The 16585-nt window shown below is 59.9% G+C and carries 14 protein-coding genes and 1 tRNA gene; 9 read left to right on the forward strand and 6 right to left on the reverse strand.

The annotated features are described in order from the left end of the window. From KF841_09310 to mntR, 3 genes are all read right to left on the reverse strand, one after another. Positions 1-234, reverse strand: a 234-nt coding sequence (locus tag KF841_09310) for a transposase (GenBank protein ID MBX3395552.1), incomplete at its 3' end; no start/stop codon positions are given. A gap of 53 nt (positions 235-287) precedes the next feature. Beyond that, a complete protein-coding gene (locus KF841_09315; GenBank protein ID MBX3395553.1) occupies positions 288-569 on the reverse strand; it encodes a transposase in 282 nt (93 codons plus the stop codon). Between the two features lie 174 nt (positions 570-743). After that, positions 744-1208: a manganese-binding transcriptional regulator MntR gene (gene mntR / locus KF841_09320; GenBank protein ID MBX3395554.1), complete on the reverse strand. Its 465-nt coding sequence runs from the start codon at positions 1206-1208 to the stop codon at positions 744-746. 260 nt (positions 1209-1468) lie between these two features. On the opposite strand from mntR, the gene KF841_09325 reads away from it, so the two are divergent. The 5 genes from KF841_09325 to KF841_09345 all read left to right on the forward strand — a co-directional run bounded on the left by KF841_09325 (position 1469) and on the right by KF841_09345 (position 7939). Next, complete coding sequence (locus KF841_09325) at positions 1469-2503, forward strand: zinc ABC transporter substrate-binding protein (GenBank protein ID MBX3395555.1); 1035 nt, start codon at positions 1469-1471, stop codon at positions 2501-2503. A gap of 8 nt (positions 2504-2511) precedes the next feature. Beyond that, positions 2512-3357 (forward strand): metal ABC transporter ATP-binding protein, encoded by an 846-nt coding sequence (locus KF841_09330; protein ID MBX3395556.1) that lies wholly within the window; start codon positions 2512-2514, stop codon positions 3355-3357. Positions 3358-3460: 103 nt separating this feature from the next. Beyond that, complete coding sequence (locus KF841_09335) at positions 3461-4852, forward strand: metal ABC transporter permease (protein ID MBX3395557.1); 1392 nt, start codon at positions 3461-3463, stop codon at positions 4850-4852. After that, entirely contained in the window at positions 4849-6180 is a 1332-nt protein-coding gene (locus tag KF841_09340; GenBank protein MBX3395558.1) for a metal ABC transporter permease, read from the forward strand. Before KF841_09335 ends, KF841_09340 begins: the two co-directional genes overlap by 4 nt. 121 nt (positions 6181-6301) lie before the next feature. Beyond that, positions 6302-7939, forward strand: a complete 1638-nt coding sequence (locus KF841_09345) for a cyanophycinase (GenBank protein MBX3395559.1) — start codon at positions 6302-6304, stop codon at positions 7937-7939. A 21-nt stretch (positions 7940-7960) separates the two neighbouring features. Here the strand turns inward: KF841_09345 and KF841_09350 are convergent, their stop codons facing one another. Next, positions 7961-8629: a hypothetical protein gene (locus KF841_09350; GenBank protein ID MBX3395560.1), complete on the reverse strand. Its 669-nt coding sequence runs from the start codon at positions 8627-8629 to the stop codon at positions 7961-7963. Between the two features lie 328 nt (positions 8630-8957). Here KF841_09350 and KF841_09355 point away from each other — a divergent pair, with 328 nt between their 5' ends. Both KF841_09355 and KF841_09360 read left to right on the forward strand, forming a co-directional pair. Continuing rightward, on the forward strand, positions 8958-9506 hold the full coding sequence (locus KF841_09355; protein MBX3395561.1) for a YceI family protein: 549 nt from the start codon (positions 8958-8960) through the stop codon (positions 9504-9506). A gap of 69 nt (positions 9507-9575) precedes the next feature. Beyond that, positions 9576-10457, forward strand: coding sequence for a hypothetical protein (locus KF841_09360; GenBank protein ID MBX3395562.1), 882 nt, complete (start codon positions 9576-9578; stop codon positions 10455-10457). A 15-nt stretch (positions 10458-10472) separates the two neighbouring features. Here the strand turns inward: KF841_09360 and KF841_09365 are convergent, their stop codons facing one another. Together KF841_09365 and KF841_09370 are read right to left on the reverse strand one after the other, a co-directional pair. Continuing rightward, positions 10473-12281 carry a hypothetical protein gene (locus tag KF841_09365; protein MBX3395563.1) on the reverse strand — a complete coding sequence of 603 codons (1809 nt, stop codon included), beginning with the start codon at positions 12279-12281 and terminating at the stop codon, positions 10473-10475. A 280-nt stretch (positions 12282-12561) separates the two neighbouring features. Further along, positions 12562-13458 carry a 4-(cytidine 5'-diphospho)-2-C-methyl-D-erythritol kinase gene (locus tag KF841_09370; protein MBX3395564.1) on the reverse strand — a complete coding sequence of 299 codons (897 nt, stop codon included), beginning with the start codon at positions 13456-13458 and terminating at the stop codon, positions 12562-12564. 189 nt (positions 13459-13647) lie between these two features. Here KF841_09370 and KF841_09375 point away from each other — a divergent pair. Both KF841_09375 and KF841_09380 read left to right on the forward strand, forming a co-directional pair. Continuing rightward, positions 13648-13731, forward strand: a tRNA-Leu gene (locus KF841_09375). Between the two features lie 485 nt (positions 13732-14216). Beyond that, complete coding sequence (locus KF841_09380; protein ID MBX3395565.1) at positions 14217-16529, forward strand: choice-of-anchor L domain-containing protein; 2313 nt, start codon at positions 14217-14219, stop codon at positions 16527-16529. Positions 16530-16585 lie beyond the last annotated feature (56 nt).

Genomic DNA, 16585 nt, shown 5'->3' on the forward strand with positions numbered 1-16585 from the left:
CTTCGGCACCTTGAGTCCCGCCTGACGCCAGAGTCGTTCGATCCGCTTGCGGTTCACACACCAGCCTTCGTGCCGCAGCAACGCCGTGATCCTGCGGTAACCATAACGGCCGTACACGCCGGCCAGTTCGATCATCCGTTGAACCAGCCGCGGCTCATCATCGCGAATGCGCACCCGATGACGCTGTGTCGCCCTGGCCTGATGGAGTACCCGACACGCCCGACGCTCTGACACGTCCGGAAGCACTTCCCGAACGTGATCGATCGTCAGCCGTCGACGAGCCGGGCTCAGAAGTTTGGGTTGGCGGCCTCTTTCAAGATCGCATTGTCCAGCGACAGGTCGGCCACCACCTTCTTCAGCCGGCTGTTCTCACGCTCGAGTTCCTTCAGGCGTTTCGCCTGATCCATCTTCAGCGCGCCGTACTCCTTGCGCCATCGATAGTACGTCTGGTCCGTAACCCCGATCTGCTTGCAGACCTCCGCCACCGTCCGGCCCTTGGCCAACTCCACCTCCGCCTCACGCAGCTTGTGAATGATCTGCTCCGTCGAAAATCGATTCCGTGAACTCATCAACCTGTCCTCCATTCCAGGGTCCAAGACCATGAGTTTACCACTCAACACATGGACCGGGTTATGGGGGGCAGGTCACTAGCCCATGCAACCCATGAGGATCAAGGCGGCGAACTGGATGTGCGACCGGGCCTGCGAGAAATTTCTCATGGGCCGTATGTCGATACCGCGCCTCTACGGTGAACTTTTGGGCTTTCGCGAATACCGCCGCATGGCCTCAAGCGTCCGCGGACTGAGGTGGTGTTCGATACCCTCCGCGTCGATTTCCGCATCGGCGCGGGGCACACCCAGTGCAATGAGGAAGTCCAGCACCGTTCGGTGTCGTTCACGGGTGAAGTCCGCGAGAGCCTTGCCTTCGTTCGTAAGAAAAATGGAGCGATACGGCTTTGAAGTCACCAGCCCTTCACGCTTCAGGCGATTGATAGTCTTGGTCACTGTGACCTGGGTAACGCCAAGATGCGTGGCCACATCAACCGCCCGAGCCTCGCCCCGCTCCCGAATGAGGTCGTCGATCAACTCCACATAGTCCTCTGCGATCTCGCGGGCGTGGTCGGATCGCGTTCGGCGATGCCCATCCACCGTGGAGAGTGCCGAACGAGTGGGTGCTGTGGATTTCTTGCGACGTAAGGTCGTGGGCATTTTCGATTTTCACTCGGACGGGCCATCGGCGCCCACTTCAGACGCCCTGTGCCGGATCGGACCGCACACCGGACTGACTTCGACCGCATTTAGCGTAACCGTCCGGACAACATGGTTCAAGGCGATTTGTTCGTTGAGCGATGATAAATTGCGTGGGCTCTTCATTTTTTGACTTGACCGAATGTATAGCCTCTGCTAAATTCTGACGCCATCGCAAGCCCGCTTTCGCGCGCCGGAGTTGTGTGGAGGAGTCTGACTGCATGTCCCGCCCCTGCCGTTGCTGTATCGTCGCCTCGTGCCTGACGGCCATCGCCCTGATCGGTTGTCGCGAAGAGAACCCGGCACTCGGGGGCGACGCCAACAAGAACCGAAACGCTTCGACTGAAGATTTGCATCGAACGCCGCCGGCCGCCAGATTCAAGATCACCTGCACCACTGGCATGATCACAGACACCGTCCGCCGAATTGCGTCGGACCGGGCGGACGTCCTGGGCATCATCGGGGAAGGTGTCGATCCACATCTGTACCAAGCCACGCGATCGGATGTCCTTGCACTGACGTCGGCGGATGTCGTCTATTACAACGGCCTCCTGCTTGAGGGCCGGATGACCGATACCTTTATTAAGGTTGCCCGACAGAGGCCGGTGTATGCCGTAACCGATCTCATCGACGAGAGCATACTGATCGTGCCGGCCGCCCTCGGCGGGCATCCGGATCCTCACGTCTGGATGGACCCCTCGCTGTGGTCGATCTGTGCCAAGCAGGTCGCCATCACACTGGGCAATCTCGATCCACCGCGGCGAGAGACCTTTGTGGCCAATCACGCCAAATTTGCCGAAGAACTCACGCAGCTCGACGCCTACGCGCGAAAATGCCTGGATTCCGTCCCGGAGCGTAGCCGCGTACTCGTAACCGCCCACGATGCGTTCCGATATTTTGCACGTGCCTACGGCATGGAAGTTCACGGCATTCAAGGCATCAGTACCGAATCTGAAGCCGGCATCGCGGACATCAACCGTCTCGTCGATTTACTGGTGACCCGTGAGGTCAAAGCGGTTTTCATCGAATCGTCGGTCTCCGATAAGAACATTCGTGCGCTCATCGAAGGCGCGGCTGCTCGCGGACATACAGTCACAATCGGCGGAACGCTTTACTCCGACGCCATGGGAAAACCGGGCACCTACGAGGGCACCTATGTCGGAATGATCGATCACAATGTGACCACGATCACCCGATCGCTCGGCGGAGACGCCCCGATCCGGGGCTTGCACGGCAAGCTGTCTTTCGAAAAATGAGCCGGAAAATGTCTGAACAAAAACCCCACACCCCGCCGGCGAGAAATTCCCTGACAAGAAAGACGATCGCTCCGCACGAAGATCACGATCTCGCGGCCCCGGTTTCGATTCATGACATGACTGTGGCATATCATCGCAAACCGGTGCTATGGGACATCGATTACGCCGCTCCACGGGGCCAGCTCATCGGCATCGTCGGTCCAAACGGTGCGGGAAAAAGTACGCTCATTCGTGCGTGCCTCGATCTCATTCCGAAAACATCCGGAAGTGTCTTATTCTACGGCAGCCAATATCGGCGGGCGCGGCACACGTTAGGCTACGTCCCGCAAAGAGAAAGCATCGATTGGGATTTTCCTGCCAGCGCGCTGGATATCGTGACCATGGGCCGCTACGGCCGAATTCCATGGTGTATGCCGCCGCGAAGGAGGGACAGGGAAATCGCACTGCATGCGCTTGAACAGGTGGGAATGGCCGATTTCGCGCGACGCCAGATCAGCAAACTCTCCGGCGGACAGCAACAGCGTGTCTTCCTGGCAAGGGCACTCGCGCAGGATGCGGAGACCTACTTTATGGATGAGCCATTCGCGGGAGTGGATGCCGCGACGGAGTCCGCAATTGTCGGCATCCTCCGGGAACTCAAGTCCCGCGGCCGAACCGTCATCGCCGTTCATCATGATCTTCATACCGTCCCCGAGTATTTCGATCATGTGATGTTCCTCAACATGCGCATTGTCGCCTGCGGTCCGACGAGCGAGGTTTTCACGCAGGAGAATCTGCAGAAAACCTATGGCGGGCGGCTGACTTTGCTTGTCGAAGCGGCGGAAGCGGTTGCCCGTGGCGGCAAGGTCAAGTGAGGCTGCTGGCGTGATCGGACCTGTAATACGGCCAATCCGAAACACCCGACCGGGCACCCTGTTGGCCGGAGCGGTCATCACATCCCTGTCTATTGCAGCAAGTATCTCCGCCGCATCGGAACCTGACCACGGCCACCAATCACGCAGCGCGACGAACGACCGCCCGGCGTCCGTTTCCAACTCTCGCTGGCCGACGTGGCCTGACTATCTCCGGGCCCTGACACTCCAGGATTACAACACGCGGATTGTTGTCATCGGCACGACACTGCTCGGCGCTGCCGCAGGTGTGATCGGCACCTTCGCTTACCTTCGCAAACGAGCCATGGTTGGTGACGCACTCAGCCATTCCACTTTGCCGGGCATTGCCGTTGCCTTCCTCATCACCGAGTCTAAGTCGCTCGGCGCCCTGCTGCTCGGAGCAGCCGTAAGCGGCGCCCTCGGTGTCTTCTGCGTGATTGGTCTTGGCCGTTTTCGCCGAATCAAGGTCGATGCGGCGATTGGCATCGTCCTGAGCGTCTTCTTCGGCATGGGCATGGTCCTGATGACAATCATCCAGAAGATGCAGACCGGCAACCAGGCCGGTCTTGACCGGTTCATATACGGAAAGTCCGCAGGCATGATTCTCAGCGACGCGCTCCTGATCGGCGCCGCGGCCGTCGGCGTCGCGCTCGGTAGCGTCCTGTTCTTTAAGGAATTCAGACTAGTCTGCTTCGATGCCGACTTCGGCGCATCGCTCGGCCGATCCCCGCTTGTGATCGATGCGTTGATGATGACACTTGTGGTCGTCACGACTGTTGTCGGCCTTCAAGCCGTCGGACTGATACTCGTCGTCGCCCTGCTCATTATTCCCGCCGCCTCGGCCCGATTCTGGACGGACAATCTGCGGCGAATGACCGTCCTGGCGGCGCTTTTCGGCGCGGTCAGCTGCTGGATCGGAGCGACCTTCAGCGCCCTGGTTTCAAACGTGCCGACCGGTGCGGTCATCGTTGTTTGCGCAGGCTTCGTGTTCTTCCTGAGCATGTTATTCGCGCCGCTCCGCGGCCTCGCTGCCGAACTCTTTCGACAAGCCACGCTTCGGCGAAGAATCGCCTACCAGAATCTCATGCGTGCGATGGCAGAACGAGAGGAACAGGACGGCACGGGCGCGGCATCCACATTCAATGAACTCTTGCTCAAACGCAGTTGGACCGCGTCCACGCTGAAAAGCCTGCTTCGCCGCGGCCAACGGCTTCAGGAAGTCGCGAAACTGTCTTTCGACCGATACGCCCTGACCAGGCCCGGGCGGCTCAAGGCTGACCGCGTACTCCGAAATCACCGACTCTGGGAAGCCTACCTCATACGTCACGCAGACATCGCGCCGTCACATGTCGATCGCGACGCAGACATGATTGAGCATATTCTCTCGCCGGAATTGGTGCGAGAACTCGAGAGCACTCTATCCGCCGGTGGTGAGATTCCGCCGTCTCCGCATGGAGAGGTCGTGCGCCAGCCATGAACAGTTGGAACTGGACCAGCGACGGTTGGGTCATGGCGGTGGCAGTCATGAGCGCCGTATCCTGCGCGCTGCCCGGGTGCTACCTTGTTCTGCGGCGCATGTCCCTCATGGGCGATGCAATCTCACACGCTGTCCTGCCCGGACTCGCGATTGCGTTTCTCTGGTCGCAAAGCCGCTCGCCCCTGCCGATGTTCATTGGAGCAGTCTTGGTCGGAACGCTCACCGCCCTGCTCACTCAGGCGGTCAGTCGATCAGGCAAGGTTGAAGAAGGCGCGGCCATGGGCGTCATTTTCAGCGTGTTCTTTGCTCTCGGTCTCATCCTCATCAGGCAGGCGGCAGACCAGGTCGATCTCGACCCTTCCTGCGTGCTCTACGGCAACATTGAGAACATCGGATTGGAGGCGACCGTATTCGGCGCACCGATTGCCGCACGCAACCTCGCGATCGTCTTGACGATGAATGTGCTTTTTATCGCGCTTTTTTACAAGGAACTGAGAATCTGTGCCTTCGATCCCGCACTGGCAACGACGCTCGGTATCAACGCAAACATCATGCATTACGCGCTGATGATCCTTGTCGCCCTAACAACCGTCGCAAACTTTGAATCGGTCGGTTCGATACTTGTCATCGCCATGCTGATCATTCCACCGGTGTGCGCCCACCTGCTCACTGATCGACTGGGACTCATGATCGTGCTCAGCGTGGTGATTGCCGGCGCAACCGGCATACTGGGTCGTGTTTTTGTTGTGTTCGGCCCCGGATGGATCGGCGCCGACTTTGATACGAATACCGCCGCCTTGATGGCGGTGATCGCCGGTGGATTCCTTTTGCTCGCTCTGCTTTTTGCGCCGGAGCATGGCCTGATCGCAGCCACGGCCCATCGATATGCCGTCGAGCGCCAGATCATCCGCGAGGACATTCTCGGGCTTCTGTTCCGATGGAACGAGATGGGCAACCGCGACGATCAGCCGATGAGCACGCCGAACGTGCTTGATGCGATCGGACGCTCTGGCGCGACTCGAAAAGCAATCGGGTCCCTGCTTCGGCGAGGCGACATTGAACGCACAACTCTGGCGCCGAACGCCGCCGGCGCGATCCATGAAGGTCTTCGACTGACGCCACGCGGACTGGAGCGCGCAACGCAGCTCATTCGCGGCCATCGACTGTGGGAAGCCTACCTTGAAAAGCACTTCGAATTGCCCAGGGATCATCTCCACATGCCCGCGGAGCGCGTTGAGCATTACCTCACACCAATGATGCGAGATCAGCTTGCAGAGGATCTCACCGCGCCGGATAAAGATCCTCACGGACGCGAAATCCCGGACTGACCACCGCCGCGCCGCGAGGCGCTGCCTGTCGCCCGCTTGTCTCTCACTGAATAGACCGGTCTAATGTCGATTGACTCAGGACGCCATGGCTCAACCAATCGACCCTGGACGGGAATCATTGATGAAGAAACTTCAACTTGTGCAATTCGCCTCGAATCGCGCCTCAATCACAAACTGGATCGCGGTCACTGCCATGGTGGTGACGCTTGCGGCGACACGGCCGGCTCACGCTGGCGGTTACATTTGCGCCGAGGGGGGCGGCGGACTTGACAAAGGGCGATGGGCCGACGACGTATTCGCGTGGATGCTCGGACATGGTGGAGAACGCCGCGTCGTCGTGGTCGGGTATCATGCCGATGCCGACGAAACCGTCGAACGCGTGTTCCTGAAGCACGGAGCCACAAGCGTCCGACATCTCACTATCCCGAGCCGTGAGGTCGCGGACTTAAAGGATACCGCCGAAGCAATTCTCTCATCGGACATCATCTGGCTTCGCGGCGGCGACCAATCAAGATATGTCTTCAACTGGCGCGGCACCGCAACCGAACGCGCAATCCGAACCGTTTACGATCGGGGCGGAGTCATTGGCGGCACCAGTGCCGGCGCAGCCGTACTCGGCGAAGCCATCTTCGATGCGCTGAATGGATCGCTTGCGTCACACGAAGCGCTGAGCGATCCGTTTCATCCGCTCGTGACTTTGACGACCGGTTTCCTAAGCCTCACGCCCGGAGTGCTATTCGACACGCACTTCACCGAACGCGGGCGAATCGGGCGACTGGCAGTCATGCTGGCGCGGCGATTTGAAGATGCCCAGCAGGACCTCATTGGCGTCGGGCTCGACTATCGAACTGCCTTTTGCGTTTACCCCGACCTGACGGCTGAAGTGCTCGGCGAGGGGGCTGTGACGATTCTGCATCGGACCGGCGAATCCCGGCAACTCATCCTGCGCAGGCGTCCGCCGATCATCACCGATCTGTCGTGGTCCTCGCTGATTCACCGCCAGCGATACGACCTGCGAACACGCCGGATCATTCAGGAGAACGATACCACACCGGAAAACCCACCCACGGAGCAAGCGCCGGCGGCGCGATCCGCATTCTCAGTCTGCACGCTGGACGGCGGCACCGAAGAGGACGCAGGCAAGGGCAAATGGATCGTCCAGGACGGCGGGAACAAGCGCGCCCTCTTCGAGGGTTCCGTGAAAGCGGCGAGCGGAACCGGAGAGATCGGCGATTCGGTGATCGTGACCCGGACATGGCGAGGCGACGGACATATCGAAAACCGTGCCGGCGGCGCCGTGTGGATCTTGGCGGATAAGAAAGCCCATCTTGCATTGCTCATCGGTGATGGAATGCAGGTCGATGCGGATCCGACCGGCATCCTCGCCTTTCGGACAACGCGCGATGACGCGCCGTCAGCCATACTGCACTGCACACGGGACGCGCGGGCCACCGCATCGACCACCGCCCGATCACGACAGGTCGCCGCGATCTCCGATGGTCGCTTGCATATTCTCGGTAATGAGACGTTTTACAATCACGCAAAGCATCGAGTGGTCATCGGTCGGCGATTGGCCGACCTGAATGCCGACGATGAGTTGGACCGCGCAGACCTCGAACTGTTTGCCGACATTGTTTCCGGCGCCCCCTGCGCGCAGTGGCAGCGCCAGTCCATTGACGCCAATGGCGACCATCGGGTCGATGTGAATGACGTCGCCCCCTTTATCGATCAGCTGTTGAAAATCTTCGAGGTTTGGTAAATCCGCATTCCGACCGCGTTTTCACCACGCTGAGTTGTCGCCGATCGCCGGCGTCCAGTGCTTCAGCATACGCGGGCTCTGCGCCGTTCGCTCGATCAGGTCGAGTCGCGTCACATCCGGCGGCCGGCGGTCGATCAGATTCTGAAGCTTGACCCATGCCGTGGTCGCCCGATCTGCGAACTCGCTCCGCAGGTGCTTTCCGCGATAGAAAATCTGGATCTCATATGGCGATGCAGAGGCGTCGCCCTGTCCCACGGATGCCGCGAGCGAATGATCATCCGCGTCGGCTCGTTCTCGGAATGCCGCGCGTTGCTCGGCGTCGAGCGCGGCATATGCGATGTATGCCGTACGAACTTCCGCCGATTTCCAGCGCATTGCCTTCCATCGCCTGATGATTGCGGCCACCTCTTCACTCGCAGGCATCCCACCGAACCGTGCCGTAAGAAAGGCCCGAACCGCACTGTCACGTGGGCGAATGCCTGCCGACGCCAGTTCACGACATGCGTCGATCACCCGCGGCTCCCACTCGTCGGTCGCGCGGTCAAAATGTGCGTCCGCCGTTTCAGCCGGCGGAATCATCGCGTTCAAATCTTCATGGCCGGCCGTCTCCGGCGTCATGCCCCGGGCCATCGCACTCAGCGCCGCCGCAATGGCCGAATCTTGTTCCGAAAGGGGTACACCGTCGCTCATCTCTCACCTCGTGGACTGTAATGCGGCAGCGAAGTTCGCGCCGAAATAGCCAGACACAAATTCAGGAATGCTGACGATTGACGAGGGGAGAACCGAGACAGGCGCCGGCGGGCGTCGCTTGAATCATTCGATTATACGGCCGATCGGGCGGATGCGACAAGTCCTGCACCATCGCGATCTCGAACCGTTTCGGGTTCTCGTTAGTCAAAATTCGTGGAAAACCGCTCCGGCCGAGCCTAAGCTACCCGCAACATCGTCACAAACCAAAGTGAAACTTCTGATTGGAGATACGCTTATGAAACTGCTGGCCGCTCTGATGGTGGGAACGATGACTGTCACCGGGCTTGCGTTCACCACGAACGCCAACAATGCCGAGCCTGAAAACTACAAGATCGACAATTCGCACTCCTCCGTCCACTTTCGAATCAAGCACCTGGGTGTCAGTTACTGCTATGGCCGTTTCAATGAAATCGACGGCAGGCTGACGATGTCCGGCGACGATAAAAACGCGCTCGAAATCACCATCAAGGCCGACTCCATCGATAGCAACGACAAGAAGCGCGACGACCACCTTCGCGGGCCGGACTTTTTCAACGTCAAGCAGTTTCCCGTCATCAGCTTCAAGAGCAGCGAGTTCAAGAAAAGCGGGACCGACCAGTTCAAGGTAACCGGCGATCTCACAATGCACGGCGTCACGAAATCCGTCACGGTCACGCTCGATCACATCGGATCGGGCAAGGATCCCTGGGGCGGACAGCGCACCGGCTTCGAAGGCACCTTCGAAGTCAAGCGAAGCGACTTTGGCATCAGCTACATGCCGGGCGGGCTTGGAGAAGATGTCCGGATCATTGTTGCTCTCGAAGCAATCAAACAGTGATTCGATAATCAATGACGCGGGCATCGCCGCGTTGACCGGCTTGAGGCATCACGACGCGGCGGTCCATTCATGTTTGACACGCAGGCGATCATCGACATCCTCGTGCTGCCCGTCGCAGCCGCGATCGTCATCGGCGGAATCCTCTTCCTCATGACGCGCGGCCGCGACGAGCGGGCATGGCCGAATCGACTGGGCGGACTCGTCATCTTCGCGACATATGCCGTTGGACAGTTCGCCCGATTTCAGCAGCCGAACTGGAGCAACCCCCAGTCGGTCGATGCGTGGCGATGGATCCTGCCGTGCGCCCTGGCCGCAACACTTGTTCTGATGCTGGATGCGTGGCTTAATCGCGCCTGGATACGCTGGACGCTCCGGCCGCTGCTTATCGCCGCGCTCGCTGCGACCACGCTCCAGCCGTTCATCCGTCACACCTGGGATCCCAATGAGACCGCAACGTGGATGATCGGGATCACCATCGTGGGCACAATATGGTGGGCGTTGGTCGAGGCGGCCGGCACGAAAATCCGTGGCAACTGGTTCGCCGGGCACTGGCTTCTCGTCACCTTCGGCGGCGGTGCGATCCTCGTGCTTTCCGGAAGCCAGACCTATCTTGAACTGATGATAATGCTCGGGGCCGGTGTCGGCGTCTGCATGATCCTTCAAATGCTCGGCAAACGCGCGCTCGCCGCCGGACTATTCTCCGTCGCACCGCTCATCGTGGTCGGCGTGTTTCTCAACGGACGGTTTTTTCTAGATATGGCATGGTGGCGCGTCATTACGCCGATTGCTGCGCCGCTCGCCTGCCTTGTGCCGGGTATCCTGCTGAAGTCGGACGCAAGGCCGCTGATTTCAGGAATGCTCCGAACCGCTGCCGTCGGCCTGGCGCTGGCCGGCGCAGTTGTACCCGCCATCATGGCCTACGATCAGAATCCCTACAGCGGCGGATACTAAACCGTTTTCAAGACATCACGGCGCCGACAGCAGCGCATTGACCATCCCGCTGATGTCTCCCAGATCCAGCGTCGAAGAGCCGTTGAAGTCCCCGGCACAGACCTGGCTCGGTGTTCCACCGTTCACCAGCGCACTGCTGAAGACCTGCACATCCAAACCGTTCACAAGGTTGTCATCGTTCAGATCGCCGTCGGCCGGAGGGCAGGACGGTGTGCAGCCGGTCGCACAATTCGTCCCGGGGCCTGCCCAACTCGCGCCGGAGATGATGCCGCACTGGGCCTGGAGCAGCAGGAGGCATCCGCCATTGCTCAGGCAGCACGCTCCGCTTGGTTGCGGACAGTTCGCCGACGCACAGGATACTCCGCTTTGATAGGCGCCTCCCTGGTTCTGACAATCAACGACGGTGCCAAAAGTGCATGCGCCGGTCGGCAGACAGCATGCGCCTTGCGGACACGAAAAACCATTGCAGGTCGATCCGACACCCTGAAACTGTCCGCCCAGTTGCTGCGTGCAATCCGGTTTCGTCACCTCCAGGCAGTTCGTATTTCCGCTGCCGAAACAGCAGCCGCCGACGCACGCCGCAGCCCCGCACTCCGTAAAGGGGCCCTTGAAAGTGCCGCCATACACCGACGTGCAGGTCTGCATATCGACGGAAAGACACGGCACTTCGGAGGTGTTGGTGCAGCACGCGCCTTCAGGTTGCTGGCATTGCACCTGAGCGCATGTGAGATTCTGAAAGAAACTCTCGCCGACACCAAGGCATGAGTTAATAATGACGTTTTCACTGCAGGTGCCATTGATACGGCAGCACGCGCCCATCGGCTGCGGACACTGATTCGGCGTGCAACTGGTCCCTTCGCCGCCCCAGTTACTACCGGCGATCTGGCAATCCGACTCGGTTGTCACCGTGCAGTTTCCGTTCGAAGGATTGCAGCATCGACCGAAGCCGGCGCAAAAGAAGGGTGTGAATGTTGCCCGGAACACCCAATCGCCGCTCGGCATGCCGGTCGAGGTGAAGTTGAACCAGCCGTTCGGAGACAGAGTACACAATCCCGTGGCTCCCGGGCACGCCCGGGCATAAAGCCAGTTGTTCGCGGCCGACGCCAGACCGTCCGTATCCGTCGCTGGAAATGCGTTTGTGGTCGACTGAGGCGGACAACAGACGGCCGGGAGATTTCCAAGCCCGCAGGAACATGTGGCCGTCGGCGGATTGTTGTGATGATCGATTCGAATGCCGATGCTGAACCGGTTCGAGCCGTTGTTACCGACGATGATCTGCTCCGGATCGTTGGGATCAATGCTGACCTGGATATTCAGGCCGGCCGTTCCCGGGCCGATGCGGGCATGCGGCAGTATGAGATCATCCGAAGAAAACTCGAAAATCTGATTGCCGTTGTTCGGTGCGCCCTCCCAGACGATGACGGTGTACTGCGTGACCGTCTGGACCGTGGCGGCCTGCGTACCCAGAATGAATTCCATCGTGTCGATGCGAAGGGGAAAATCGCCCGCAGGCTGTACATAGGTCACCGCACCGATCTCGGTTTCGACCATGCCGCCCTGCAGGTTGTAGGAGCCTCCGGAAAACAGACCCGGATTAGCGTAGGTCCGCTGCTGCTGCGGGCACGTCCCTCTCGGCTCGCCGCCGCCGGAGCCGTCTCCTTCCAGCGGAATCGGCGTCATGACCACGTTGAATTTCGGCACATGGGACAGGTCGATACGCGTTTCAATCGTCTCTCCTGCCAAGGCCGCTCTGCAACATACGGCGACAAGAATGCCGGCTGCATATTGAAGGAAAAACGAACGGGAAGTGCGGCATTTTAACATTCGGGCTCTCCGTGCCTGTCGGGATCAACGATCAGGTTTTCTGGACATCTGGTTCGTCAGGCGTAGGGAAGTGCCGGCGCAAAACCATCGAAGCGACGGCCGCCGACCCGGAAGGCATGACTGGCCCAGAGAATGCGAGTTCTCGGACCTGGACTAACCTATTCCACATCCCTCCTTGAATTATCCCAACCCTAGGCCCGAAATTCAATCTTTCTTTCTGGCAAATTGAGATGGTTCGACATTCCGCCCGGATGATTGTGTGGCCGAGCGTCCTGCAAGATCATGCCCACGTCTGCATTTGAACGATCTGAAAACGCGTCGCGTCGTGACAACAGCCAAATGCGGTCTGTCGCCAATCCTCCGCCGATTCACGATCATCAAAAATCGCGAAGAGCGTGCTTCCGCTACCCGTCATTCGGACGCGGACACCACGCAGACCGTCGAGCGTTTTGTGCAGCGCATTCAGCGCCGGGGACAGTGCGAACGCCGGCGCTTCGAGATCGTTGAACAACTGATCGGCGAGCGCCGCGGCAGTGGATAAGGGCGCGGGCCCCTTCGGCGATAGGCTCCGAGGCGCCGTCGCGCCGGCGGATCCGCACGCCGCCCACGCGCGATAGACGTCCGCGGTCGAAAGCGGAAAAGGAGGCAGAATCAGACAGACCCAGAATGCCTTGTTCATCGTGAGCGCCGATAGTCGTTCGCCGCGCCCCGCCATGAACATCGGCCCGCGATGAAGGAAAAATGGAACGTCCGAACCCAGTGCCGCGCCGAGTTCCGCCAGACGCTCCACTGACCAATTCAGATTCCAGAGTTCATTCAGACCGATCAGTGTGCACGCCGCATCACTGCTGCCGCCACCCAGACCCGCGCCCGCCGGTATGAATTTGGTCAGCTGAATCGCAACCTCGGCAGGCCGATTAGCCGCCTGCGCCATCGCGATGGCCGCTTTGCAGACGAGATTGTCAGGGCCGCCGGGAACGCCGATCGCTGAGTCTGCGCCAGCGCCGCTGATTTCGAGAGTCAGCGCGTCCGACGGCGCCAGCCACAGCCGATCCGTCCAATCGAGCTTGACCACCCACGACTCGATCTCGTGAAAACCGTCGTCCCGTCGACCGCGCACCGCCAGCGCGAGATTGATCTTGGCCGGTGGTGAAAACTCGATGCGGGATGCCGTCATTCAATGCTCCAAACAGCCCCTCGATAGGTTATCATAATCCGCGCGAGCCGACGACGCCCGTGTGCGAACCGCACATGACGCTTGCGGAAGCCGAATCAGGCGTGGAAGATGGATCGTTGCGTTTGAACCGGCGGAGAGGAAGCCGAACCGCTTACTCCACGGTCAGGCCGATGAACCGAAGAAACGACTGGGCGTGTGGCGAAATTGGTATACGCTGGGGACTTAAAATCCCTTGTCCGCAAGGACGTGCGGGTTCGATTCCCGCCACGCCCAATGACACACGAGTGACACCGACTTACCCCGATCTCATTCAATCCGCATTGCATTCGGCGGCATAATCTGCGGGGCCGCAAGCCGATTGTGTCTGCCCCGCGCGTTGACATCATTTCATGCAGGTCCGCAATCGATGACCGCTCGCGCCATCCCCGGGGCGATTCAGCCGTACCTCGGCATCGCCTCGGCTTGCGGGCACGTTCACCCTTCCCAACCACCGCCGCCCGACATGAGCGCCGTGGCAGCCGGAATTGGAAAACCGTTCGGCAAGCCCCGTGAATCGCGACCCGTCGCCCATGGTATCCAAAGAGATACCTAAACATCCCCCTCCACGATTCCCTAACGTAATGGCATCCGGACGCGTGGTGTCAACGTGACCCGCAAGGTCCGGAAGCTGAGCCGGGAGCGGCGATTCAGGGCGCGATGCTTGTGGCATCTCCAGCCCGCGCTTCGCCTGCGTCTGAGCTCGCGGTCGGGAGAAAGCCATGAAGGTCTTGAGCACATCGATCAACAAGTCTCGCCGATTACAACGTTTTTGCACCCTCGCATTGGCAGCATGGACGGTAAGCCTGGGGGGCGGCGTCGCGCTGGCCGCGCCCGGCGCTCGTCCGGTCCTGCCCTCGGGAGGTAATAATCGTATTGTCCCGACCGACGCGATTCCGCGCGCCCTATCGACACAGGACCTCAACTCAGGATTAACGCCGGCGGATCTTGTCACGACTCTGCTCGGCCCCGGCGTGACGGTTTCGAATATCACCTACACCGGTACAGCCAACGCGGCCGGCATATTCAGCGGCGGCACCGGCATCGTGGATTTTCCGAGCGGCATCATCCTGAGCAGTGGCGACATCTCCTTTGTCGTGGGTCCGAACAGCCAGGACAGCACCAGCGGCGTGAATCTGGGTTTCGGCGACCCGAATCTGGACGCACTGATCCCCGGTTACACGACCTATGATGCGTGCAGCCTGGAATTCGATTTCTATTGCACGGGGACGCAGATCATCCAGTTCCAGTATGTATTCTCCTCGGAAGAGTACAACGAATGGGTCAACACGGCCTTCAACGACGTATTCGGATTCTTCCTCAACGGCGTGAATATTGCCCTCATACCGGGAAGCGCGGGAACGCCGGTCAGCATCAACAACCTGAACTGCAACAACCCCTTCAACCCGCCGTCGGGCAGCTTCTGCAACCTCTTCGTCAACAACCGGTGCGCTGACATTCCGCCGGGCCTGTTTCCATGTGTCGGCGTTCGCGACACGGAGATGGACGGACTGACCGTCGTACTCACCGCGACCGGCACGCTCAATCCCGGAATAAACCATATCAAGCTGGCCATCGCCGACGCCGGCGATCAGGTTCTCGACTCCAACGTCTTCATTCAGGGACAAAGCTTCACTTGCGGTACGCCGACAGGCGCCTGCTGTGACACCGCGGCAAACTCCTGTACCGACCTCGTTACGGAAGCGGGTTGCGTGGGGGCGAACAAGGTTTGGAGTGTCGGACTCAGGTGCGATCAACTCGTTCCTCCCTGCACGTCAGCCCCCCCGCCGCTCGGAACAAACTGTGCGAATCCGATTCCCATCACCTCCATCCCCTTCGTTGACACCAACACCACCGCAGACAAGGGCAACGACTACACGAACTCCTGCCTCGGTCAATACGACAACGGCAATGACATTCTTTACAGACTTGAGCTTGGAAGCGCCCAATGTGTCGACATCACCGTGACCGGCGCCCAGGCGGGCGACGATTGGATCGGCGTCGCGCTCGATGATGTCTGCCCGCCGAACGGCACATGTATTGCGCAGGCAACCAGTCAGGGCAACGTCGCAACCATCACGGGACTAAACCTCGCCTCGGGTGTGTACTACCTGATGATTGACCGGTGGCCACTGGCGAGCGAAAGCCTCAATTTCACATTGACGGTCACAACGTGCGGAGGTGCGGCAACCGGCGCCTGCTGCGACTCGTCGACTCAGGTCTGCACCAATAACGTCCTGGAGGCCAACTGCCAGGGGCCAACCCAGTCGTGGACCGTCGGCGTCCAGTGCGGCCAGTTGATCCCGCCCTGTTCCCCCGAGGCGGACGTCGTTGGTCAGGATTGCGAATTTCCGATTATCGTGAATTCCCTGCCATACGACGATATCAACACCACAACCGACAAGAAGGAAGACTATTCCAACACCTGCCTTGGCGTTTACGACGACGGCGATGACGTCATGTATAAGATCAACCTGACGACTGAGCGTTGTGTCGATATCACCGTGGCGGGAGCCACGGCGGCTGACAACTCGATCGGAGTGGTGCTGGACAATGTGTGCCCGCCGGGTGCCTCTTGCATGGCACAGTCGACCACGCCGGGAACGCTCGTCTCCATCAACAACCTGATGTTGTCCCCTGGTGTCTATTACCTCATGATCGATCGCAAGCCCGGGCCCGGAGGCGCCGAGACGCTGAATTACCGCTTGACGATCGCGGATTGCCCGGCGACGTTGGGCGCCTGCTGCCTGCAGGATGGCACTTGCGCACAGTTGATCGAAGCGGACTGCTTTAACGCCAGTGGCATGTCGTGGACCATTGATTCGGCATGTTCGCCCAACCCCTGCGCCTACTACGCCAAGGGCGATGTGAATTGCGACCACGCCGTTGACCTGGCCGACATCCCATACTTCGTCGATGCGCTGATCGGCGATTACACCGGATGCGACATCACCCTGGCGGACATGAACGATTCCGGCACGGCCGATGGCGAGGACATCCAGTTGTTTGTCTCCGACGCACTGCTCGGCCCGTGAGCGGCCCGGCGGGACCGCGATAACAGCCGAATTGCCGCGATCGGATCGATCCAGTT

It is taken from the genome of Phycisphaerae bacterium, from assembly GCA_019636475.1.
Taxonomy (GTDB): domain Bacteria; phylum Planctomycetota; class Phycisphaerae; order UBA1845; family UTPLA1; genus JADJRI01.

Bases quoted from the DNA above. Each gene is read 5' to 3' on its own strand.
- KF841_09315 (MBX3395553.1), bottom strand. From the start codon at position 569: ATGAGTTCACGGAATCGATTTTCGACGGAGCAGATCATTCACAAGCTG.
- mntR (MBX3395554.1), bottom strand. From the start codon at position 1,208: ATGCCCACGACCTTACGTCGCAAGAAATCCACAGCACCCACTCGTTCG.
- KF841_09325 (MBX3395555.1), top strand. From the start codon at position 1,469: ATGTCCCGCCCCTGCCGTTGCTGTATCGTCGCCTCGTGCCTGACGGCC.
- KF841_09330 (MBX3395556.1), top strand. From the start codon at position 2,512: ATGTCTGAACAAAAACCCCACACCCCGCCGGCGAGAAATTCCCTGACA.
- KF841_09340 (MBX3395558.1), top strand. From the start codon at position 4,849: ATGAACAGTTGGAACTGGACCAGCGACGGTTGGGTCATGGCGGTGGCA.
- KF841_09345 (MBX3395559.1), top strand. From the start codon at position 6,302: ATGAAGAAACTTCAACTTGTGCAATTCGCCTCGAATCGCGCCTCAATC.
- KF841_09350 (MBX3395560.1), bottom strand. From the start codon at position 8,629: ATGAGCGACGGTGTACCCCTTTCGGAACAAGATTCGGCCATTGCGGCG.
- KF841_09355 (MBX3395561.1), top strand. From the start codon at position 8,958: ATGACTGTCACCGGGCTTGCGTTCACCACGAACGCCAACAATGCCGAG.
- KF841_09360 (MBX3395562.1), top strand. From the start codon at position 9,576: ATGTTTGACACGCAGGCGATCATCGACATCCTCGTGCTGCCCGTCGCA.
- KF841_09365 (MBX3395563.1), bottom strand. From the start codon at position 12,281: ATGTTAAAATGCCGCACTTCCCGTTCGTTTTTCCTTCAATATGCAGCC.
- KF841_09370 (MBX3395564.1), bottom strand. From the start codon at position 13,458: ATGACGGCATCCCGCATCGAGTTTTCACCACCGGCCAAGATCAATCTC.
- KF841_09380 (MBX3395565.1), top strand. From the start codon at position 14,217: ATGAAGGTCTTGAGCACATCGATCAACAAGTCTCGCCGATTACAACGT.